19 protein-coding genes are annotated in these 22,750 nt (G+C 61.3%); 11 read left to right on the top strand and 8 right to left on the bottom strand.

The annotated features are described in order from the left end of the window. Positions 1 to 79 precede the first annotated feature (79 nt). Together rnt and VF684_RS16715 are read right to left on the bottom strand one after the other, a co-directional pair. Entirely contained in the window at positions 80 to 757 is a 678-nt protein-coding gene (rnt, locus tag VF684_RS16720; RefSeq protein WP_162516138.1) for a ribonuclease T, read from the bottom strand. A gap of 99 nt (positions 758 to 856) precedes the next feature. After that, complete coding sequence (locus tag VF684_RS16715; RefSeq protein WP_139731066.1) at positions 857 to 1,600, bottom strand: phosphatase PAP2 family protein; 744 nt, start codon at positions 1,598 to 1,600, stop codon at positions 857 to 859. 248 nt (positions 1,601 to 1,848) lie between these two features. Between VF684_RS16715 and VF684_RS16710 the strand changes: the two genes are divergently transcribed. From VF684_RS16710 to VF684_RS16670, 9 genes are all read left to right on the top strand, one after another. Then, complete coding sequence (locus VF684_RS16710) at positions 1,849 to 2,970, top strand: 4-phosphoerythronate dehydrogenase (RefSeq protein WP_139731065.1); 1,122 nt, start codon at positions 1,849 to 1,851, stop codon at positions 2,968 to 2,970. Positions 2,971 to 3,163: 193 nt separating this feature from the next. Continuing rightward, entirely contained in the window at positions 3,164 to 4,180 is a 1,017-nt protein-coding gene (locus VF684_RS16705) for an aspartate-semialdehyde dehydrogenase (protein ID WP_005344937.1), read from the top strand. Positions 4,181 to 4,435: 255 nt separating this feature from the next. Continuing rightward, positions 4,436 to 6,640 (top strand): FimV/HubP family polar landmark protein, encoded by a 2,205-nt coding sequence (locus tag VF684_RS16700; RefSeq protein ID WP_139731064.1) that lies wholly within the window; start codon positions 4,436 to 4,438, stop codon positions 6,638 to 6,640. Positions 6,641 to 6,842: 202 nt separating this feature from the next. Next, the gene (gene truA / locus VF684_RS16695) at positions 6,843 to 7,652 is read left to right on the top strand and encodes a tRNA pseudouridine(38-40) synthase TruA (RefSeq protein ID WP_040066446.1); all 810 of its coding nucleotides are present in this window, start codon (positions 6,843 to 6,845) and stop codon (positions 7,650 to 7,652) included. 119 nt (positions 7,653 to 7,771) lie between these two features. Further along, positions 7,772 to 8,635: an acetyl-CoA carboxylase, carboxyltransferase subunit beta gene (accD, locus tag VF684_RS16690; RefSeq protein WP_005333765.1), complete on the top strand. Its 864-nt coding sequence runs from the start codon at positions 7,772 to 7,774 to the stop codon at positions 8,633 to 8,635. A 2-nt stretch (positions 8,636 to 8,637) separates the two neighbouring features. Beyond that, entirely contained in the window at positions 8,638 to 9,897 is a 1,260-nt protein-coding gene (folC, locus tag VF684_RS16685) for a bifunctional tetrahydrofolate synthase/dihydrofolate synthase (protein WP_162516137.1), read from the top strand. Between the two features lie 74 nt (positions 9,898 to 9,971). Then, on the top strand, positions 9,972 to 10,772 hold the full coding sequence (gene dedD, locus VF684_RS16680) for a cell division protein DedD (protein WP_139731062.1): 801 nt from the start codon (positions 9,972 to 9,974) through the stop codon (positions 10,770 to 10,772). 170 nt (positions 10,773 to 10,942) lie between these two features. Continuing rightward, positions 10,943 to 11,260: a heavy metal-binding domain-containing protein gene (locus tag VF684_RS16675; protein WP_005333757.1), complete on the top strand. Its 318-nt coding sequence runs from the start codon at positions 10,943 to 10,945 to the stop codon at positions 11,258 to 11,260. A 252-nt stretch (positions 11,261 to 11,512) separates the two neighbouring features. After that, on the top strand, positions 11,513 to 12,115 hold the full coding sequence (locus VF684_RS16670; protein ID WP_139731061.1) for a hypothetical protein: 603 nt from the start codon (positions 11,513 to 11,515) through the stop codon (positions 12,113 to 12,115). A 100-nt stretch (positions 12,116 to 12,215) separates the two neighbouring features. Here VF684_RS16670 and cysG read toward each other — a convergent pair whose 3' ends face one another. From cysG to VF684_RS16645, 5 genes are all read right to left on the bottom strand, one after another. Then, complete coding sequence (gene cysG / locus VF684_RS16665; RefSeq protein WP_139731060.1) at positions 12,216 to 13,619, bottom strand: siroheme synthase CysG; 1,404 nt, start codon at positions 13,617 to 13,619, stop codon at positions 12,216 to 12,218. 197 nt (positions 13,620 to 13,816) lie between these two features. Next, the gene (gene asrC / locus VF684_RS16660; RefSeq protein ID WP_040066440.1) at positions 13,817 to 14,827 is read right to left on the bottom strand and encodes a sulfite reductase subunit C; all 1,011 of its coding nucleotides are present in this window, start codon (positions 14,825 to 14,827) and stop codon (positions 13,817 to 13,819) included. A gap of 11 nt (positions 14,828 to 14,838) precedes the next feature. Beyond that, positions 14,839 to 15,678 carry an anaerobic sulfite reductase subunit AsrB gene (gene asrB / locus VF684_RS16655; RefSeq protein WP_139731059.1) on the bottom strand — a complete coding sequence of 280 codons (840 nt, stop codon included), beginning with the start codon at positions 15,676 to 15,678 and terminating at the stop codon, positions 14,839 to 14,841. A gap of 1 nt (position 15,679) precedes the next feature. Then, on the bottom strand, positions 15,680 to 16,738 hold the full coding sequence (asrA, locus tag VF684_RS16650; RefSeq protein ID WP_204381178.1) for an anaerobic sulfite reductase subunit AsrA: 1,059 nt from the start codon (positions 16,736 to 16,738) through the stop codon (positions 15,680 to 15,682). 200 nt (positions 16,739 to 16,938) lie between these two features. Next, positions 16,939 to 17,781 carry a patatin-like phospholipase family protein gene (locus tag VF684_RS16645; protein WP_204381179.1) on the bottom strand — a complete coding sequence of 281 codons (843 nt, stop codon included), beginning with the start codon at positions 17,779 to 17,781 and terminating at the stop codon, positions 16,939 to 16,941. A gap of 265 nt (positions 17,782 to 18,046) precedes the next feature. Between VF684_RS16645 and VF684_RS16640 the strand changes: the two genes are divergently transcribed. Beyond that, positions 18,047 to 19,063: a S66 family peptidase gene (locus VF684_RS16640; protein ID WP_279459165.1), complete on the top strand. Its 1,017-nt coding sequence runs from the start codon at positions 18,047 to 18,049 to the stop codon at positions 19,061 to 19,063. Positions 19,064 to 19,127: 64 nt separating this feature from the next. Here the strand turns inward: VF684_RS16640 and VF684_RS16635 are convergent, their stop codons facing one another. Further along, positions 19,128 to 21,383 carry an LTA synthase family protein gene (locus tag VF684_RS16635; protein WP_201914480.1) on the bottom strand — a complete coding sequence of 752 codons (2,256 nt, stop codon included), beginning with the start codon at positions 21,381 to 21,383 and terminating at the stop codon, positions 19,128 to 19,130. Positions 21,384 to 21,638: 255 nt separating this feature from the next. Between VF684_RS16635 and VF684_RS16630 the strand changes: the two genes are divergently transcribed. Continuing rightward, positions 21,639 to 22,724: a hypothetical protein gene (locus VF684_RS16630; RefSeq protein ID WP_005333743.1), complete on the top strand. Its 1,086-nt coding sequence runs from the start codon at positions 21,639 to 21,641 to the stop codon at positions 22,722 to 22,724. Positions 22,725 to 22,750: the final 26 nt, after the last annotated feature.

Below are 22,750 nucleotides of genomic sequence, written 5' to 3'. Positions count from 1 at the left end.
TTGATAGCGATTTCCGGTGCGCCGTGCAATCAATCACTTCTCCAAAAAGCGAAGGCTGCCAGTGGCAGCCTTCATCCGTTTATTCTTGCCCATCATCATCGGTAGGCGCATCGGTTGTGTCATCATCCGGATGCGCTGGCGGCCAACCCCCCATGCTCTTCCAGCGGTTAACGATATGACAGAACAGCTCTGTGGTGCGTTCGGTGTCATAGAGGGCCGAGTGCGCTTCTTTATTGTCAAACGGGATGCGGGCGCTCTGGCACGCTTTGGCTAGCACGGTCTGACCCAGCGCCAATCCGGAGAGAGCAGCGGTGTCGAAGGTCGCAAACGGGTGGAACGGATTGCGCTTGAGGCCAGCGCGCTCGGCGGCAGCCATCACGAAGCCGTGATCAAAGGTGGCGTTGTGGGCCACTATGATGGCGCGGCCGCAATCCTGCTCCTTCATCCCCTTGCGGATCCCCTTGAAGATCTCGGTCAGCGCCTCTTTTTCCGAGACAGCGCCACGCAACGGGTTGTAGGGGTCGATGCCGGTGAACTCCAGCGCGGCCTTTTCCAGGTTGGCCCCTTCGAAAGGCTCGACATGAAAGTGGAATACCTGATCGGGAACGAGCCAGCCCTGCTCATCCATTTTCAGGGTGTAAGCCGCGATTTCGAGCAGGGCATCGGTCTTGGCGTTGAACCCGGCTGTTTCAACATCGATGACGACGGGGTAAAAACCACGGAAACGGCCCTTGAGGGTATGAACTGCGTCGGTCATGGGATCTCGGTCGGGATAAAATGAGGCGGCATTATGGCAAAAAAGCACAGGCTTGTCCTCCCATCCCACGCAGGATGCCGCGCCAAGATGGCGCCGGATTCAATATCTGTGCAGCCACCAGCGGGCGGCAATCAGCGCCGTGAGTGTACCCAGCAGGGCGCTGGCCAGCACATCCACCGGCCAGTGCATTCCCATCACCATGCGTGACAGACCAATCCCCAGCGCCCACAACGGTAGCAGCCAGACGCCTGTGGGGGCGCGGGCCAGCCAGATAAGGCCAAAAAATTGGGCCAGGCTGATAGCGGCGATGCTGTGGCCAGAGGGGAAGGCGTAGTTCACCTCTGCCTGCCAGTGGTGGCCGAGCCACTCTGGCAGGGCCAGCCGCTGGCTGGCGGCGTGAACCTGTTCGCTGCGCACATCGACGCTACTGGCGTAGAAGTGCTTGATGGCCGGGATCAGCGACTGACTCTCCAGCCAGAGCAGATAGGGTCTGGGCTCTTCGGTCAGGTGCTTGATAAGGCTTTTCATCACCCAGTCGCTGGCGAGCAGGGCCGCCAGCGCACACCCCAGCGCAATGAAGGGGGTCAGCTCCAGTTTCAGTTTGTAGCGGGTCAGCAACAGCAAGAGGGCGCCACTGACCCCGATCCCGGGAATATCGACCATGCGGGTAAGGGCGTATGACCACCATAACCAGCCTGATTGCAGGGAGCCGGTCAGAAAAGGCTGCCAGGGCAGGGTGGCGAGCAGTAACAGGGGCAGGATCAACAGGGCAGTGAAGCCAAGCACCTGACTGCGGGTGAGTGAAGTGGTTGACGTTGGGAGCGACGAAGCGTGTGACGGCATGGTGGGTATGGGCGATCGCGAAAAAAGAGGGGCATTGTGCCACCGTGATATGCCCGGACAAAGCCGAGCAGCACGTTTGTTACCTCTGCTTACACATTTGTGGCCACATCCTCTGTTTGAGCGGGCGGATGGAACGGCTGCCGCACAATGTGGTCCCGTTTCGCGCCGGATTGCATCACAGGCTGAAATATCGGGCGGCTTTGCGCTAGAATGGCGCCCCCGTGGCGGTTGTGACCAAAGAGAGCCCGATGAAGATAGTCGTTGATGAGAATATGCCCCATGCCGTGGAGCTGTTTGCCGAATTTGGCGAGGTGATCCCCTTGCCCGGACGGCAGATGCAGGCCTGCGATCTGCTCGATGCCGATGTGCTGCTGGTGCGTTCGGTCACCCGCGTCAATGGCGATTTGCTGGCGACCAGCCCCAAACTCGGGTTTGTCGGCACCGCCACCATAGGCACCGACCATGTGGACAAGGCGTTGCTGGCAAGCCGCAATATTCCCTTCTTCAGCGCCCCCGGTTGCAACAAGTATTCGGTGGGGGATTATGTGCTCTCCGCCCTGCTGGTGCTGGCGGAGCGTTACGAACTCGACCTCTCGGCCATGACGTTGGCGGTGATTGGCGCGGGCAATACTGGCGAGTGTGTGGCTGGCAAGGCCCAAGCGATCGGCATGCGGGTGCTGCGCTGCGATCCGCCCAAGGCGCGGGAAAATCCCGCAGCGGGTTTTGTCGATTATCAGGCCGCCCTTGGCGCCGATATTGTCAGCTTCCACGTGCCGATCACACGCGAAGGAGTGGATGCCACCTACCATCTGCTCGATGCCGAACAGATTGCCGCGCGCCCTGCCGGGCAGATCCTGATCAATGCTTCCCGTGGCGAGGTGTGGGATAACCGGGCCCTGCTGGCGCGTCAGTTGGGCGATACGCCTTTGCGACTGGTGATGGATGTGTGGGAGAACGAGCCCGAGCCACTGGCTGCGCTGGTGCCCCATACCGAGATTGCCACCCCCCATATAGCCGGTTACAGCCTGGAGGGGAAGGCCCGCGGTACCTGGATGCTCTACCAGGCGCTCTGCCAGCAGCTGGGACGCCAGCCTCGTCAGGATTTGAGTAAGCTCCTGCCAGCCCCCGATGTGCAGGCGGTGGTGCCGGGCCGCGCACCGGATCAGGCGTTGATCAAGCAGCTGGTGCATCTGGTCTATGACGTGCGTCGCGATGATGCCCGTTTCCGGGCCCGACTCGGCTTGCCCGGTAGCTTTGACGAGCAGCGCAAACACTACCCCGAGCGCCGTGAACTATCCTCCCTGCAGATCGAGGGGGCGTTTGCCGACCAGGCGCTGGGCGAGCTGGGATTTGCGCTGTCACGCCCCTGAATCGGGGACTAGGAGTTGGAAGATAACCGGAAGGGGTGAGCCGTACTGGCTACCTCGACCCGCTTTTTTACTGAGCTGGCGCAGATACTACTGCGCCGGCTCAGCCATATCAGGCAGCGTCATCTCGCCGTGCGGGAGCCTGCCGACCATGGCGCCACCCGGCGCCATTGCAGCATTATCAGAGGAGAACAGAATGAGCCAGCAGTTTAATGTAGCGGTATTGGGTGCCAGCGGCGCCGTGGGTCAGGCGATGATCGAGATCCTGGAAGAGCGCGAATTTCCTGTAGCGACCCTCTATCCGCTGGCTTCCAGCCGCAGTGCCGGTGATACCGTGCGCTTTGGCGGCAAGAACCTCGAGATCCTCGATGTGGAGGAGTTTGACTGGAGCCAGGTGCAGATCGCTCTCTTCTCCGCCGGTGCCGAGGTCTCGGCCAAGTGGGCGCCGATTGCTGCCGAACACGGCTGCATCGTCATCGACAACACCTCCTGCTTCCGTTACGACGAAGATATCCCGCTGGTGATCCCGGAAGTGAACCCGGATGCGCTGGCCGATTTTCGCAATCGCAACATCATCGCCAATCCCAACTGCTCCACCATCCAGATGCTGGTGGCCCTGAAGCCGCTGCACGACGAAGTGGGCATTGCCCGCATCAACGTGGCCACCTATCAATCCGTGTCAGGCTCCGGCAAAGAGGGGGTCAGCGAGTTGGCGGGTCAGACCGCTCATCTGCTCAACGGTCGTCCGGTGGAACCGACCCTCTATCCGCAACAGATCGCCTTTAACCTGATCCCGCAGATCGACAGCTTCACTGACAACGGCTACACCCGTGAAGAGATGAAGATGGTATGGGAAACCCAGAAGATCCTCGGCGATGCCAGCATTGCCGTGAACCCCACCTGCGTGCGGGTGCCGGTCTTCTACGGCCACGCCGAGGCGGTACACGTCGAACTGCACCAGCCGCTCGATGCCGAACAGGTCAAGGATCTGCTGCGCAATGCGCCGGGTGTGACCCTGTTTGATGACGAAGGGGACTATCCGACCCCGGTGCGTGACGCAACCGGCAAGGATGAGGTGCTGGTGGGTCGGGTGCGCCAAGATATTTCTCATCCAAGTGGTATCAATATGTGGATCGTGGCCGATAACGTTCGTAAGGGCGCGGCAACCAACAGTGTACAGATTGCCGAGCTGCTGGTTCGCGACTATCTGTAAGGCTGGTCAGATGCCACAGATGCGCAGCAGGGAGTGCTGCGCATCCGGCCTGTGACCCATGCCGCACTCCGTCACTTCAAGATTCTGTTGCGATATCAACTGATTAAGTTTTTTCCTACACTCAGGGTCAAGTTGGGTGCTAAATGTGTCGGACTGCTGGCTTGCCAGGCGAGCCTGATTTATATTGAACCGACTGTTTTGGGGTAACTATCCAGATTTTTCAATGTGATAGGGCCGTCATACGAAGGAACGAATATGGGACATTCCCGCATAACATTGGCAACGCTACTCGCATTGGGTCTGCTGGGCACCGTCCAGGCTGAAGACTCGGCGCGGGAGCCTTTTTTTGTCGAGCTAAAAGGCCCTGACGAACCCGCACCTCCCGCCGTCAATTCCCAGCCGCTGGCGCAGCCGGTCGCCAGACCCGTCGCGCAACCGGTGCGTACAACCGCCCAGCCGGTGGTGCGTCAGGTCACTGCCAATGCCGGTAGCTATGGCCCTGTTCGTCCGACCGATACCCTCTGGAGCCTGGCGAGCAAATATCGCCCCTCCAATCGGGTCAGCGTCTACCAGACCATGGTGGCGATTTACGAGAAAAACCCCCGCAGTTTTGCCGATGGCAATATCAACCACATTCTGGTGGGGGCCCGCATTCTGCTGCCGACCGCGGCCGAGGCGAGCGTCATCACCGATGCTCAGGCCCGCGCCAAGTTCCGCAGCGACAACGCCAGCTGGAAGGGGTTAAGCCCCAAATATCTGGCTGACAAGCAGGCCCACACCGCCAAGCCGGCTGCCGCCAAACCCACGAAGGTTGAAGCCGCCAAGACCGAGCCGGTGAAGGCTGCGCCTGCGCCGCTGCCAGTGGCGAAAGCCGCCCCCATTCCAGCTCCGGTGGTGGCACCGCAACCGGCGGCTGAAACCAAAGAAGTGGCCAAGGTGAGCGAGCCTGCGCCGAAAGAGGCGGTAGCACCTGCTCCTAGCTCTGCAGAAGGCACCACACCAGCGCCTCTGCCTTCCGATCTGGATAAACCGGTGGGCAAACCGGCCACCGAGATGGCGCTGGCACTGGAAGATGCCAATGCCCAGCTCGGCCAGGTGACCGAGATGAACCACAGGCTCAAGCTGCGTCTGCAATCCCTGACCGAAGAGGTGGAGACCCTCAAGGCTCAGCTGCAGGATCAGACGGCGCTGCAAAAAGAGATTGCCGAGCTCAAGGCGCAACCGGTCCCGCCGGTGGCAGCCGAGCCTGAGCCTGAGAAAAACTGGTTGATGGACCTGCTCTCCTCACCGCTCAACCTCGCCATGATCATCCTGCTGCCGGTGCTGCTGGTATTGGCGCTGGTGACCCTGTGGCTGCGTGCCCGTGCCCGCCGCGAACTGGAAGAGCAGGAGAAGAGCCTCTCCGAATCCACCGCCATGATGATGGATCAGGAGCAGAGCGAGTTTGATGATCTGCTGAGCGTCGATGTGACCGACAACGAGCCGGTGCGCCCGGTGCCGGATCTCAACACCCCGGATGGCTTTATGCCGATGGAGCCTGACGAGCCGGCCGCCAAGCCGGATGTCGATCTGGTGTTCAGCGACGAGGGCGAGATGGAGCTGCAGGGCTTCGAGCCCGAGCGGATGGCGGCCCAGCCAGCCAGTCGTGACCCGGATCTGGTGCCGGATCTCGATCTCTCGCTGGATGAGCCCATCGCGCTGGCCAACGAGCCCGCCATGGATCTGGCCAGCGAGTTCAATCCCAAGCCCAAGGCCGCTGACGAGATCATGAGCGAAGAGGAGCTGCAGGCAGCCCTGTTTGCCGAGCTGGATGCGGATCTCTCCGCCGACCTCGAGCCCGATTTGAGCTCCATCGACGAAGTCGGCTCAGCTGACGACGATCTGGCGAGCTTCGATCTCGGCGATTTCGACAATGCCCACGACGAGCCTGCTGCTGGCAAAGATGACAACGCCATTGATCTCAGTGCCGCAGAGGACGCCGACGAGAGTGCGGATGCCATGCTGGCCGAGCTCGGTCTTGAGCCTGTAAAGGCGAAGGAAGCGGAGCTGGATCTGGAGTGGGATCCCAACGAGCTGGCGCTCTCCGATTTCGAAGATGCGTTTGCCGAGGTGGAATCACATCCGGCAGATCTCCAGCCCCGTGAGCAGGCACAGGAGAGTGGCTACGTCGAGATCGACAAGCTGCTGGCCGAAGCAGATGCCACCGCGCCAGAGCAGGAGCCTTATCAGGGGTTCTCGCTGGATGTGGGGCTGGATGGCTTCCCCGAGGTGCTGCCGGAATCCACCGGATTTGACGTGGATGCCGACGACGGCGGTGTGGGTGCCAAGCTGGATCTGGCCCGTGCCTACCTCGAGATTGACGACAAGGATAGCGCCCGCGAGCTGCTGCAAGAGGCAGCGGAGCAGGGTAGCGATCACCAGCGCGCCGAAGCCGAGAAGTTGCTCAAGCGGTTGGGCTAAAGGATTTCCCATCACGGGATCAGCAAAACGGGGGCAGCCAGCAGGCTGCCCCTCATATTTTGGCGATTTGTTATGGGGTGAGCATGGCCGCGCAGGCTGACCATCCAGGCCAATTGCGGCGTGTGGTGGGACTTTTCGGGCTGAGCGCGTATAATCCGCCCCGTTTCTTTCACTGCGTTTTCACAACAAGACAAGTTTATCCATGCGAATTGCCCTAGGTATTGAATATGACGGCAGCCGGTATTTCGGCTGGCAGCGTCAGCGTGAAGTGATCAGCGTGCAGGCTGAACTGGAGACGGCGCTGAGCCGGATCGCCAACCACCCTGTCTCCATCCAGTGTGCCGGACGCACCGATGCCGGTGTCCATGCGACCGGTCAGGTGATCCACTTCGATACCGAGGCGAACCGCGCCGAAGGGGCTTGGACCCTGGGGCTCAATTCCAACCTGCCGCCGGATATCGCCGTGCGCTGGGTCAAGCAGGTGGACGAGAGCTTCCACGCCCGCTTCAGCGCCACCGCCCGTCGCTACCGCTATGTCATCTACAACCACAACTACCGGCCGGCGATCCTCGGCAGTGGCGTCAGCCACTACCACGAGACCATCGATGCGGAGTTGATGCACCAGGCGGGCCAGAGCCTGCTGGGGGAGCACGACTTCAGCACCTTCCGTGCCGTCGCCTGCCAATCCAACACCCCTTGGCGCAATGTGACCCATCTGTGTGTCAGCCGCTCCGGCCCCTACATCGTGCTCGACATCAAGGCCAACGCCTTCCTGCACCATATGGTGCGCAACATCACCGGCTCCCTGCTGCTGGTGGGGCAGGGGCTCAAACCGGTGGAGTGGATTGCCGAGGTGCTGGCTGCCAAGGATCGCAATCTGGCCGGGCCGACCGCCAAGGCCGGTGGCCTCTATCTGGTCGACGTGGATTATCCGGCCGAGTTTGCTCTACCGCAGTTGCCGCTCGGCCCGCTGTGGCTGCCGGACTCGGCACCGGGTACGACCAGTTTTTAGTAACTGCGCCCGAAAAATTGTGGTTTAATGACCCGTCATTTGTTGCCATCGAGCTATTAAGTCATTGAACAATCTAGGCTCGATGCGTTTTGTCAGGCACAAAAGCATTAAGGAATTCCATGAGCTGGCTTGAGAAGATTCTTCCCAAGAGCAAGATCACTGCGCCTCGTCGTCACAACATTCCGGAAGGGGTGTGGACCAAGTGCAGTGCTTGTGAACAGGTGCTCTACCGGGCAGAGTTGGAGCGCAACCTCGAAGTGTGCCCCAAGTGTGATCATCATATGCGCATCAGCGCCCGCGCCCGTCTCGAGAGTTTCCTCGATGAGCAGGGTCGTACCGAGATCGGTGCCGAGCTGGAGCCGCAGGATGTACTGAAATTCAAGGATTCCAAGCGCTACAAGGATCGTTTGTCTGCCGCTCAGAAAGAGACGGCGGAGAAAGATGCGCTGGTGGTGATGAAAGGGACCCTCAAAGGGGTACCGGTTGTCGCCTGTTCGTTCGAATTCTCCTTCATGGGTGGCTCCATGGCCTCCGTGGTCGGTGCCCGCTTTGTGCGCGCCGTCGAGGAGTGCATCAAGGAAGGCCGTGGCCTGGTCTGCTTCTCCGCCTCTGGTGGTGCTCGCATGCAGGAAGCCCTCTTCTCCCTGATGCAGATGGCCAAGACCAGTGCTGCGCTGGACCGACTTACCAAGGCGGGCCTGCCCTATATCTCCGTGCTGACCGACCCCACCATGGGTGGCGTCTCTGCCAGTCTGGCGATGCTGGGTGACATCAACGTGGGCGAGCCCAAGGCGCTGATCGGCTTTGCCGGCCCGCGCGTTATCGAGCAGACCGTGCGCGAGAAACTGCCGGAAGGCTTCCAGCGCTCCGAGTTCCTGCTGGAAAAGGGTGCCATCGATATCATCATCGATCGCCGTGAAATGCGTAACCGTCTGGCCAGCCTGCTCGCCAAAATGCTGAATACTCACGTCATCGAAGAGTGAAGATGAGTTCAAACATGCAACAATCCCAAAGCCGGTCGCTTGTCGACTGGCTTTCTTATTTGGAGCAGATCCATCCGGTCAATATCGACATGGGGCTGGATCGGGTCGGTGCTGTCGCCCGGCGTATGGGGCTTACCCAACTGCCGTTCAAGGTGATCACGGTGGCGGGCACCAACGGCAAGGGCTCCAGCTGTGCCATGGCGGCCAGCATTCTGATGGCCGCAGGCTATAAGGTCGGCGTCTACTCCTCGCCCCATCTGCTGCGCTTTACCGAGCGGGTGCGGGTCAACGGGCAAGAGCTGCCCGACAGCGATCACTGCGCCGCCTTTGCCGAGGTGGAAGCGGCCCGCGGCGAGATTGCCCTTACCTTCTTCGAGTTCGCCACCCTGGCCGGCTTGTGGCTCTTCTGCCGCGCCGCACCGGATGTGCTGCTGCTGGAAGTGGGGCTGGGTGGTCGGCTCGACGCCACCAACGTGGTGGAGTCCGATGTGGCGATGGTCACCTCCATTGCCCTCGATCACTGCGACTGGCTGGGTGATACCCGCGAAGCAGTGGCGGTGGAGAAGGCTGGGGTCTATCGCGCTGGCAAGCCCGCCATCAGCGGTGAGCCCAATCCGCCAGCGACTATTGCGAGTGAAGCACAGCGTCTTGGCGCCAACCTGCGTCAGGTCGGTATCGATTTTCGTGGCGATGAGCACGAGAGCGGTTGGGATTATCACGGACTGAACCAGTGGCGGGATCTGCCAAAACCGGCGCTGCCGCTGATGAACGCGGTGACCGTGCTGGCGGCGCTGGAATCCCTCGGCTTGCCGCTGTCGGAGTCCGCCATTCGTGACGGGCTGGCCAATGCCCGGCTGGCTGGCCGGATGCAGCAGTTGCAAAGTGCGCCGCTGGTGATCGTCGATGTAGCCCACAACCCCCATTCGGCGGCCTATCTGGCAGCGCAATTGCGCAAGATGCCCTGCTTGGGTGTACGCCGCGCCGTGGTCGGCATGCTCAAAGACAAGGACATGGCGGGATCCCTTGCCGAACTCGATGGTCTGATCGGCGAGTGGTATCTGGCCAGCCTCACCGGCCCGCGCGCCGCCACTGCTGCGCAGCTGGCTGCGGCGTTGGGAGAGGGCAAGGACCCTGCCAGGGAGTTTGATGATGTCAGCGCCGCTTATCAGGCAGCGTTGGCCGCATCGAGTCCGGACGATATGGTCATTGTGTTTGGTTCGTTTTACACTGTCGCCGACATTCTGGCGGGTGTCGCCGTCTAGGCCACACCCCGGCTCCCCGGCCTTCGGGCGGGGAGCCAAATCGCATATTGAGTTACGTAAAGGTAGGATTCAACTTGGCCTCGAAGTTTCAAAACCGTCTGGTGGGCACCGTCATCCTGGTGGCCCTGGTTGTTATTTTCCTGCCGGACTTGCTGGATGGTCACAAGCTGGCACAAAAGGAGGAGGCCTTTGCCAAGATCCCGCTGCGCCCCGAGCTGGAGCCTGCCAAGCCTGCGCTGCAGGTCTCGGCAGCCAGCAGCCTGCCAGCCGATCATCTGGCCAGCCAGCAACAGGCCTCTGCGGCCCAGCAGTGGCAAGTGGAAGAGGTGGCTGACCCTATGACCCTCGCCGGTCAGGGCAACGGTGCACAGCCGGCGACAACCCCTGCCGCACCGGCGCCGGTCCAGCCGCAACAGAATGCCCAACCCAAGCCACAGCCCAAGCCGGAAGTGGTGGCCAAAAAAACGGTCGAACCGCCCAAGCCAGCACCCAAGCCGACGCCAGCCAAACCGGTTGAAGTGGCCAAAGCGCCCGCACCGGCCAAGCAGCAGGCGGGTCAGATCAAGTCCCTCGACGATCTGATTGAAAGCAAGATGACCCAGCCGACCACACCCGCGCCTGCTGCGGCACCGGCACAGGGTAGCTGGATCCTCCAGCTTGGCGCCTTCAAGAACGTCGACAGTGTCAACGCACTGGTGAGCAAGCTGCGGGCGGCGGGCTACTCTGCCCACACCTCGCCGCGCACACCGGTGCAGGGTCAGCTCAACCGGGTCTTTATCGGACCGGATGTCTCCAAGGCCAAACTGCAAGGGATGCAGGGGCGGATCTCCCAGATGACCGGCCTCAGTGGCTCGGTGGTCTCTTACAATCCGTGACGGCTTGCCGTTGGCAATGGCCCTCTGAAACAAACACCGCGCCCCGTGCGCGGTGTTTTTTATCTGGCTGTCGTGATTTTTAAGGACGGCGTCGTACAGGTCACCCCCCGGTTGGGATTTTCGGGCAGTTGGGGTAGTCTGAGCCCTTCTGCTACTCACAGGAGTTCAAGATGATCCTCTCGACGACCCCCACGCTGGAAGGCAAAACCATTCGTGAATACCGCGGCATCGTGGTTGGCGAAGCCATTCTCGGCGCCAACATTTTCAAGGATCTCTTTGCCGGGATCCGCGACATCATCGGCGGCCGCTCCGGCGCCTATGAAAAAGAGCTGGCCCGTGCCCGCGAGATCGCTTTCGATGAGCTGAAAGAGCGCGCAGCGGCCCTTGGTGCCAACGCAGTGGTCGGCATCGATATCGACTACGAGGTGGTGGGGCAAAATGGCAGCATGCTGATGGTCAGCATCAGTGGCACCGCTGTGGTGGTCTGATCGGGCCTCCGCCTCTGCATGGGCAATGAGCCGATAACCGGGTTATCGGCTTTTTTATTGCCTGTCTGATACGTGGTGGCTGGCAGGGTTATCACTTAAATCATTGATTTTAAATATTTATATTTATTAATAATTCCACGGACCGGTTTTATTTTTTTTCACTGGGTGGCCCGAGAGGGTCAAGCTAGAGTGCCGCCATCAGGAACGACACCGCTCACGGACGAGGTTCTCTTCTCTTGAAGGCGTATCACTATGAATCAAACACCCGCTCTGCTGACCCTTGTCATGTTGGCCATGACCGCCCATGCCGGCAGTGCCCTCGCGGCGCTGCCCAACTTCAGCGCCACTTGCCCCACCGATATCCGGGTCAAGTCGCAAGGGGGCAACGTCTTTATCAATGGCAAGAAGGCGACCCTGAAAACGCTGGCGCCCGCCGCCTATTCGGCCACAAACGGCAAGGTGGTCATCGGGATCACCTTCGATCTGCCCGCCAGCGAACCCATCCTGGATTACGTCATCAAGCATGATCGGCGAGCCCACGGCTTTTGCACCGTGCACGCCTGGTCGGCGGGCAAGGCAGCCGCACTGCCGATGGCCAAGGGAGACTCGCCCTATCAGGGCAAGTGGGTAGCCAAGAACCGCGAGACAGGCGCCACGGTGGCCAATATTCAGGTGGATGGCAAGGAACAGGTGTGGGTCAACGGGGTCAAGGTGAAGGCCAAGCGGGCCGATGGTGCGCTGCAGTTTCGTCAGGGCACCATCCTCTACACCTTGCAGGGGGATCCGCGCATTCGCGATGAGAGCGACTGGAATGACAGCGATGTTCAGAACACCGGCCCCATCCGGCTCGAGTAACAGACGTGCTGTACCACGGCTTGGTCATTGATGCAAAAAACAGAGAGCGGCATGGCCGCTCTCTGTTTTGTTGTCTCTATTGGGTGATAGCTGTGCGGGGTTAGATGCCGTGGATGGCGTTGGCTTCCCCATACCAGTCCAGCTTGTCGGCCAGGGTGACCACCGAGCCGATGATGATGAGACTCGGGCTTTTCACCTGACGAGCCAGTTCGGCCAACTGCTGCAGCTCGCCGCGCACCACCCGCTGACTGAGCTGGGTGCCTTGCTCCACCAGCGCCACCGGGGTATGACCGGGCATGCCGTGGTTTTGCAGCTCATCCTGAATGCGGGCGGCGTGGGCCAGCCCCATGTAGAACACCAGGGTCTGGCGGGGGGCCGCCAGCGCCGACCACTCCTGGGCGATATTGCCCTCCTTATCGTGGCCGGTGATGAACTGCACCCGCTGGGCATGATCGCGGTGGGTGAGAGGAATGCCGCTGTAGGCGGCGCAACCCGATGCAGCCGTAATGCCCGGTACCACCGAGAAGGGGATGCCCGCCTCGGCCAGGGTTTCCAGCTCCTCGCCACCCCGGCCAAAGATAAAGGGATCGCCCCCCTTGAGCCGCACCACCTGTTTGCCCAGCAGCGCTTGTTCCAGCAACAGTTGGTTGATCGCCTGCTGGGACACACAGTGGCGGCCCGCCTCCTTGCCAACAAAGATCCGCTCGGCATCCCGGCGAACAAGCGCCAATACCTCCTGCGAGACCAGTCGGTCATAGACCACCACATCCGCCTGCTGCAACTGCTGCAGACCGCTTAGGGTAAGCAGTCCCGCATCGCCGGGGCCTGCGCCCACCAGGGTTACGCTTCCCTTGATCTGCAGCGGCTCATCGAGTAGCTCGGCGATGCTCTGCTCGGCGGCCTGTTGTTGGCCGCGCGCCAGCTGGCATGCCAGTCGCTCATGGCTAAAGAGCCGCTCCCAGAAGCGGCGGCGGGCCAGCTTGTCCGGAATGAGTTTGACCCGCTCGCGCAGCTTGCCCGCCAGCGCCGCGAGCTGGCCGAGGTGTTGCGGCAGCATGGCTTCGAGTTTTTCCCGCAGCTGGCGGCTCAGTACCGGTGCCGCGCCTGCGCTAGAGATGGCCACCATCAGCGGCGAGCGGTCGATGATGGCGGGCATGATGGCGGGCATGATGGCGCTGCAGTGGGCCGGAGAGTCCACCACATTGCAGAAGATCTGGCGCAGGTTCGCTTCGTTGAAGACCTGATGGTTGACCTCTTGCTGGTTGGTGGCGGCGATCACCAGCCACTTGCCATCGAGCAGTTCGGGATGAAAGCTGGCGGCGCAGACGGTCAGGCGACCCTGCTCGGCCCAGCTCATCAGCTGGGGTTCCAGATGGGGGGCATTGATGGTGATCTTCGCCTTGGTATCGAGCAGCAGACGCGCCTTGCGCACCGCCACCTCACCGCCGCCGACGATCAGGACCGGCTTGTTTTGCAGCTGACAGAAGAGAGGGAGAAAGTCCATAACAGGCTCCGGATGCTGGCCCGCTCGCAATGCCGCGCCGGGCGAGATAGCAGGGCGCGCCGTGACGCACCCCGGATGGTCGGGGGAAAGATCCCCCGACGGGAATAAAAAAGGGGAAGGGTGATCTACGCCCGGGCCAACGACAGATCCCCACCGGTGTCGGCCACTTGATCACGCTTCCCCAAACGAGGTTTTTCCTATTGCACCGCTTTGACGTGCATGTTGGCGACGTACTGATCTTCGGCCCAGAAGATGCGGTCAGCGACCATGGCTTCCGGATTGAGGGTGACCCCGCGCAGCACCCGCTCCTTGAACTTGTGATAACCGGCCCGGTCGATAAGGTGACCCATGTGCAGATAGATGGGTTTGCCATCCAGCATCTCGGCCTCGAACTCGAACAGGTTCTTGATCACTGCGTGCAGCACCTCTTCGGTCACCCAGTTGAGGAACAGTTTGCCGGTACGGGGGGTCTTCTTGCTGGTGCGTCCCCCCAGCTTGACCATGTAGAGCTGCTTGGGATCCCGTTGCCAGGCCAGGGTCGGGCAGGCCAGCACGCACTCGCCACAGCCGATGCACTTGCTCTCCTCTTTGACCGCCTTGCCATGCTTGATGGCGAGGCAATCCACCGCGTGGTGGCTACATGCCTTGACGCAGGCGCCGCAGCCGATGCAGCGCTCGGCATTGAAGTGGATCTTGGCGATGCCGAGGATGCCGAAGTCGGCCATGTTGGCCTTGGCGCAGTCGTTGGGGCAGCCGGCGATCACCATCTTGAGGTGATAGGGGTTGGGGTAGAGGTGTTTCTCCATCCGCTGGGCCAGCCCGGTGCAGTCGATATTGCCCTTCTGGCATATGGTATTGCCCTGACAGGCGACGATGTTGCGCCCGCCGATGGTCTGGTAACCGGCTGTGGTGTCCTCTACCTCGATGCCGCAGGTCTCCACCTCGATCTCCTTGATAAAGGGTTCGAGGGCGGCGTTGACCTTGTCCATGTCCTGATACTTGATGCCGGGCATCGCCAGCTTCTGGCGGGTGGTGAGGTGGATCAGGCCGTTGCCGTACTGTTCGGCGATCTGCTGGGCCACCGCCAGCAGGTGGGCGGGCATGATCCCGCCGGGAATGCGTACGCTGATCATCGCTTCGCCGCGCACCTTGGAGAGGCGGTATTCGTTCTTGGCGCGGGCCTTGATGATGTCGATATCGAGACTCATGGTGTTCTCCCTCAGTCGATCAGATGCTGGGCCTGGTCAAAACGAAAGACCGGTCCATCCACGCAGATATAGGTGTCGCCCATCCGGCAGTGGCCACACTTGCCCACGGCGCAGGCCATGCGGCGTTCGTAGTCGACCCAGATGCGATCCTTGGGGATGCCCCGCTCGAGGAAGGCGAGCACCACGAAGCGGATCATGATGGGGGGGCCGACCACGATCACCTGGATATCCTCCTTGTCAGCGAGATCCAGCTGGTCGATGTAGTCGATGACCCGGCCGATGCGAAACTGCTCGCTCTCCTTGCCCTCGTCCAGGGTGACGATGAGGTTCTGCTGCTCGGCCCAGAGCGGCATCTCGTGGCGATAGAGCACCGCCTGCTCGTTCTTGAAGCCGAGGATCATGTCGAGGGACTTCACCTCTTCCGGGTGTTTGCTGAAGCGGCGCAGCAGCCCCTTGACCGGGGCGACGCCGGTACCGCCCGCCACCACGATGAGGTGCTGGTTGCGGTAGGTTTCCAGCGGGTAGCCGTTGCCGTGGACGCCGCGCATCCATACCTTGTCGCCCACATCGAGGGCAAACAGCGCATCGGTCACCTTCCCGACCTTGCGGATCAACAGATCCACATAACCATCGCCATAGTCGGAGACCGAGATGGGCGCTTCGCCCACGGTGGGCAGGGAGATCTCCACAAACTGGCCGTAGTGGACATCAAAGTCGCGGGAGACCCGGAAGTTCCACTCCAGCTCGGTGTGGCGCTCGATGGCCAGAATGGTGTAGGCCTTGGGCAGCAGGCGGTTTTCGACCACGTCCTGCTGCGGTTCTGCTGTTGCGGTTTGCTGGCACTGGCACATATCAGTTCGCCCCCTGCGCGTTGTCGGCTGCGATGGTCTGTTCGACCACATCGGTCATCTTGTTGATGATGTTGCTAAAGGAGATGTAGTGAGGGCAGCGATCGTCGCAGCGGCCGCAGCCGACGCACATGTGCTCCTCCCCCTGACGGGCCTTGTAGTCGTTGACCTTGTGCAGGGCGCGATAACGCAGGCGCTCGCCATGCTTGGCGCGAAAACCGTGGCCACCGGCCATGTCGCTGAAGCCATCCACCATGCAGCTGGCCCACTGGCGACGGCGCTCGCCCTGCTGGGGGTTCTCCGCATAGGTGAGGTCGTGCACGCTGTAGCAGCTGCAGGTCGGGCAGGAGGTGGTACAGCGGCCGCAGCTGATGCAGCGGCTGTCGTACTCGGCCCAGACCGGATGGGCGGTGAGGATCTGGCGGATCCGCTGGGGGTCGTCACAGACGCTGTCCGGGGTGCGTACCTTGACCGGGTTGCTCTGGACAAATTCCGGGGTGAAGTCATCGGATTCACCCAGTTCGGCAAAGTAGCTGAGCAGCTCGGGATCCTTCACCTCGATGCGGGCACCCTCATCGCTCAGACGAATGGCGGCGGCGTAGTCCTGGGTCTCGTTGCTGCCCATGGAGACGCAGAAGCAGTTCTCGAAGCTCTCGCGGCACTCCAGCAGCACCAGCTTGAGCTTGCTGCGCAGTCTGGCGTAGTAGACGTCGCTGTTCTGGCCATTTTTCAGGTAGACCTGATCCAGCCTGCGCAGAGCGTGGATATCACAGCTGCGCAAGAACAGCAGGGTGGGCTTGGCCTCCACCTTTGATTCGCGCAGCTCCAGATTGTCGAAGTGGAACAGGGTCTGGGTGATGGGGAGCACCACCTCTTTCGGGGAGAAGTGGGACTTCTCCTGCCACACCAGATCGGCCGGATGGCGGATGCTGTGGTAGGTGACGTTGTCGGTGTCGGAGAAGCGGCCGCCCCGATATTCGGCCGCGGGCGCCATGATCCGGTAATCGGGCAGCAGCCGCTCGAACAGTTGCGCCAGCGCGGGATGGGTGAGAAGAAACGACATAAATAAACACCTTGTATGAGGGTGAGATGCCCTGGCATAGGGATGAGGAGCGGGCCGGTCAGGATGTCTGGCATCGGTTCTGGCCGCGCTTGCCTCGCCACGGTCTGTTTTTATGACTCATGTTGCTCAACTGACCCGATTGTTATTGTGTTTGCGGCGCGTGCGTCGCGGCAGGTCGGGTCATGCCTGTAAAATCCTTATCAATTGAGCAGGGCGGCCTTATAGCCTGCGCACTTGCCCATCACGTATCCCATCTCCAGCTTGTTGATATCGCGGGTGAAACGGGAGACGGGGAAGTAGTCGGCCGGGGCGATCACCTCGATCTGGCAGTCCTCCGGCGGATTGGCGATAAAATCGAGCGCCTCGTTGTAGCTGCGATCCCGCTGCTCCAGCGCCTGTGCCAGCGCGGGGCGGGTCTTGAGCAGGGTGCGGATCATCCAGGGGAAGGGCATCGGCTTGAGCCGATAGCCAAGGGGTTCGGAGAGGATCACCGTCAGGTGACGGGCACCGCGGCGGTAGGCCTCGATCACCGGGATGGAGTCGGCCACCCCGCCATCTGTCATCGGTACCCCGTGCACTTCCGGGTATTCATGGGAGGCGAGGGGAATGGCGCAGCTGGCGGGCAGCACCTCGTTCATGTTTTCCGGCTTGACCCGGATGTACTCCGCCTTGCCGGTCAGGGTATTGGTCACCACCGCATAGAAGGGGATGCCGGTCTCCCGGTAGGCGTGAATGTCGAGGGGATACTTACGGCAGCTGGTGTTCCACAGCCAGTGGATATCCACCAGATTGCCCCCCTTGGCAAAGCGCAGGGGATCCATAAACTGCTGGCTGCATGCCAGTTTGGTCAGGATCTCGTGGCTGCGGCCATGCTGGCTGGCGAGATAAGCCAGCAAGTTGGTGGCCCCCGCCGAGACGCCGATGGCGAAGTCAAAGGGGCGATAGTCATGCTCGATAAACGCATCCAGCACGCCGCTGGCAAATATGCCGCGCATGGCGCCGCCTTCTACAACCAATGCGCTGGGGGATGCGTTTTTGTTCATGACAGGCACCTCATTGATAAGTCAGAGAGAAAAAGTGGGAAAGAGAACGTCCGGGCTGTCAGGCCGACCGTTCTGACAATCAACCGGGGTTGGCCATCGCAATGAGGTCATTCTAGGAAGGGGATGGTGTTTAGAATATCTGTTAATAATGAATTAAGTGTTTTGTATTTCTAAACGATGGTGATAAACCCGTTGTGATCAAAGGGGTTGTGTAGGAGTCTCAACAACTCTGTGATGGCTGGATATTGGCAAGGATGAGTGTGTCATGACGTTATTGGTTCCCCCGCTGCTTAAACGTGGCGATACCATCGCTTTTTTCTCCCCCTCCAGCGCGGCGACCGCCTGGGAACCCAACCGTTTTGCCCGCGCAAAAGCCTTTCTTGAGGGGCAGGGCTTTAGGCTCAAGGCGGGCAGCCTCACCGGCCAGCAGGATCACTGGCGCTCCGGTTCCATCGCCGCGCGGGCCGAGGAGCTCAATGCCCTTATTCGCGACCCCGAAGTACGCTGCATCATGTCGGTGATTGGCGGCAGCAACTCCAACTCCCTGCTGCCCTACCTCGATTTTGAGGCGCTGAGGCGCGATCCCAAGATCATCGTCGGCTACTCAGACGTGACGGCGCTGCTGCTCGGCATCCACGCCCAAACTGGCCTGGTTACCTTTTATGGCCCGGCGCTGGTGGCCTCCTTTGGCGAGTTGCCGCCGCTGGTGGATGAGACGCTGGCCAGTTTTTTACAGATTGCATTGGCCGATGAAGCTGGCGTCCCCTGCACGCTGCCCACCCCGGTGCAATGGAGCGATGAACGGCTCGATTGGGAAAGCCAGACCCGGGCCAAGCAGTGCCAGCCCAATCGGCTGATCTCGGTCGGCTCAGGCCGGGTTGAGGGACGGCTGATTGGCGGCAACCTCAACACCATGGCGGGGATCTGGGGCTCCCCCTATATGCCGGCCATCGAGCACGGCGACATTTTGCTGCTGGAGGACAGCCTGAAATCTGCCGAGACGCTGGAGCGCTCCTTTGCCCATCTCAAGCTGTGCGGGGTGTTTGGGCGGATCGGCGCCCTTATCCTCGGCAAGCACGAGCTGTTCAACGATCAGGGTAGCGGCAAGCGCCCCCTCGATATCCTGCTGGAGGTGGTGGGGGAGCCGAGCTTCCCCATTCTGGCGGAGTTTGACTGCGCCCATACCCACCCCATGCTGACGCTGCCGCTGGGTATCGAGGCAGAGCTCGATCTCGACAGGCAGAGACTCACCTTGCTGGAGCCCTGGTGGCGAGCAAAATGAGGGCGAAATGAATGTCCAACAACAAGGCCGCGGATGCGGCCTTGTCTGTTTTTGTGTGGCGTGATCAGGGCAGGGCATCGGGCCGGAAGCTGGCGCGGATCTGCGGCACCAGGCTTGAAGGGTCGAACCCTTTCTCCTCGCCCAGCACCGGATGGAGCAGGGGTTTTTCTTCGATGGGGGTGATATCCCCCGCCAGCAGCTGGCGGGTGGCCTGACCCATCTGGTAGAGCTGGCGCACCGGCGCAAACTGGGTCGCCAGATTGAGGGGATCATCGGCGCGGGTGAAGGCCATCATGGGGATCTGGTAGGTGGCATCGCGTGCCGGCTTGTCACCGTGAATGCCCTTGCCGGCAGACATCAAAAACGGCTGGTGATCGCCAAAGGCCACCACCAGATAGCGCTTGTCCGACTGGTCTAGGGTCTTGAGCAGTCGCTCCAGCGAGGCCATGGCATCCACCACCCCGGTGTAGTAGGTGTTGAGCAGCTGGGTGTCGCTCTCGCTCTGGTTCGGGCAGGCGCCGCTGCGCTCCTGCCCCTGATAGCGGGGGCCATCGAAGGGGCCGTGCCCCTGCATGGTGACCGCATAGGCAAACAGCGGTTTGTCATCCTGTTCGCTGCGCTTGAGCAGGTGGTCGATGAGGGCATCATCGGAGATATAGAGTCCCTTGTGCTCGAGGGTGGTGAAGCGGGTGTCGAACCAGCGCTCCTCATACCCCAGCGCCGGGATCGCTTTGGCGCGGCCCCAGAATTTTTCCACATAGGGGTGGGCGAACAGGGTCTGGTAGCCACTCTTTCTTGCGCTCTGGGCCAGCCCCGGCACCTGCTGCGAGAGGTAGTAGTAGGGCACCACCCCCTGCTTGAGCAAGCCCACCGGCAGGCCGGTGTTCATCTCGAACTCCGCCAGTACCGTCATGCCGCCGGTGGTGGGGGAGTGGATGGTCTTTTGCCACTGCTGCACGCTGGCGGGCAGGGAGAGGGTGGGAGCCGGGGCGCAGATCCGCCCCTTCCAGTCGAGCCAGAGCGACTCATATTGCAGCACGATCACCAGATCCCAGCGCGGCGCTATGCCCTGGGGCGGATAGCTCAGCTGCGGGGTCAGCTCGTTGATCTGCAAGGGGTAGCGAAACACGCTGCCGCTTTGCAGCATCTCGTCCACCAGATTGAACAGATAGAGGCCGGGGCCGGAGCGGATGATGTCCCTGTGGTAGTTGACCGCGCGATCCACGTAGCGAATGTTGGCTCCCAGCAGCTTGTTGCCAGTCTGGGTGGCAAAGACGCAGAGGGCAAAGAAGGCGACGGTGGCAGCGGCTGTGCGCAGCACCCAGCGTGACAGGGCAAAGCGCCAGCAGAGAAACAGTGCCAGCAACACGGTGAAGATGGGCAGGATGGGGTGCTGGTCGAGCAGGATCCGCAGCAGCGCCAGCAGGTTGCCAAAATCATCCCCGCCGAGCGGCACGCCGTAGATGGCGATCTTCATAAAGTTGGCCAGCAGACCTATGCCTGACAGCGCGGTAAAGACCAGCCCCATATAGAGGTTGAAGCCCGCCAGCGCGCAGAGGCTCCAGCCCAGCACCATGCTGCCCCAGGCCAGATAGTAGTGCTCCGGCCGAAAGCCTGACCAGAGCAGAAACTCCCCCAGCTTGAACACCACGAAGCCGTGCAGCAGCACGAAGGTGAGGTTGCCGAGCAGCAGGCTGCCGATGATCCGCCAGCGCAGGCTGCGACGCAGCTTTGGCAGCACCGTTTTGAGCACGGCGGCGCTCAGGGCCAGCACCAGGGTCAGGCTCACCACCAGATAGGTGAGGTTGAAGCCCTGCTCCGGCAGGGTTTGCAGGATCTGGCTGAAATCGCCGCTCTCGGGGCGATCCTTGAGCAGCAGACCGATGCGCAGCTGATAGCGGCTGGCCAGCGCATCATCCGGGGCGCGCAGAGTGCTGTTGAGATCCAGGGTGCAGCGGTTATTGCGGCACACCTGACGTTTATCCACCGCTTGACTCAGCTGGTCAATCCGCTCCCCCTTGTCGTTGAGCAGCTCTACCCGCACCTTGTCCCCCGCTTGCAGCGGCCCTCGCAACTGCCACTGACTGCGTACCACCAGATAGAGGCCGCGGCTGTCGCTTTTATAGAGCAGGGCGTGGCGGGTGAGGGTAGCCAGCGGATTGTCGGCGGGGCCCAGCACCAGCGGCTGTGCACGGCCCAGCCAACTGCCGGGATTGATCAGCGGCAACAACAGGGTCAGCAGCAGCAATCCGCCCAGCAGGGCAAGCAGCAGAGAGGGCAGACTCAGGACGCGGGGGCGGCCTGAGGAGGGGCGATTCATATAAGCTCATCCTTTGAGCGAGTGAGGGAGAGATCGTTCATCCGCATAGAGTTTGACCCGATGGTGCGGGCCTTGTTTCAGCTTGTCAATTTAATGACCACTTAATGAATATTTGGTTACAGCTCAACCTTGCAAATTGTGATCCCGATCGAGGGGTTGTTCGGAATATGTGATGAAAGCGTCATCATGGGGTTTTGCCACTGGCTTGGGAGGGATCTGCTGTTTAGTCTCTCGATAGCGACTGGAGGTACATGTATGAATCCCAAAGTGATGGCACGTCAGGCCAGATTGCTGCGTATGCTCGAGAGCAAGGAAGAGATCCGGATCGGACGCGAGCGCGACTGCCCGCTGCCGCTGGCCCAACTGGTCAAGCTGAAGGATAGCCATCCGGCTGTGGTCAAGGTCTATCGCCACGGTCTCACCGCCGAGGTGTTTCACCTCAAGGTGGAGGGGCATCACTGGTGCCTCAAGCGGCGCCGTCAGGATTCACTGGTGGCCAACCTCGATGGCAAGACCGCCTTTCTGACCGAGCTGGAGCGGCGGCGCGAAATCGAGGCGCTGCGCGAGTTGCATCCTACTGTCCTCTCCCACGTGGTCTGCACCAGCTTTGGCTCGGCGCGGGCCGGGGTGCTGGTCTCCCCCTGGTTGCGGGGTGTGCCGGTCCATCAGCTCAACGAACGCAATCTGGCCCAGATGCTGGAGGTGCAGGGGGAGCTGGCCCGCTGGGGCTGGTTTGACTGGGACCCGAGCCCGGGCAACCTGCTCGATGACGGCGAGCAGATCTGCGTTTTCGACTTTGGCTATATGTGGACCTTCGATCCCCGCTTTGAATACAACTCCAACGGTCTGGTCGACCCGCAGTTCCATGTACCGGAGCGGTTGGAGACCCGTACCCTCTCCGGACTCTGGCTCGATGAGGCCGATCCTTTGCCGCAATTTCGCTACTGGCGCGAGCTTTGTCTGAAATGGGTGAAACGGGAGATCCACCACCTGATCCGTGAAGGGGCCAGCGCGCCCGTGCTGGCCCGCCTGCACGCCCTGCAAGGGGAGTGGAGCGCCGCGCTGGCGAGCGACGAGGCGCTGGTCGCCAACTGGTGGCGGGACATGTATCGCAGCCACCGGCTCGATGTGGCCGATGATCTGAGCGGCCAGAGCTGCGGCCCGCTCACCCTGCGTCGCCTCGACTGGTTGATGCAGGCGGTGACGGATCACTATCCGCTGCTGGTGGACAATCTCTCGCCTCAGGAGACGGAGTTGGGCCAGACCGGGCTGCTGGCCCGCTTGCAGCAGCTGCGCCGCGAAGCTGTGGCCTGCCAGTTGCCTGCCACCAGCCTTGCCTGAGCCAATACCTTTGCGGAGTACAAATG

This window comes from Aeromonas sp. Lyrl_2, assembly GCF_051948815.1.
Taxonomy (GTDB): Bacteria; Pseudomonadota; Gammaproteobacteria; order Enterobacterales; family Aeromonadaceae; genus Aeromonas; species Aeromonas veronii.
The sequence above is the reverse complement of the archived record's forward strand: the minus strand, read 5'-3'. Positions and strand labels throughout refer to the sequence as shown.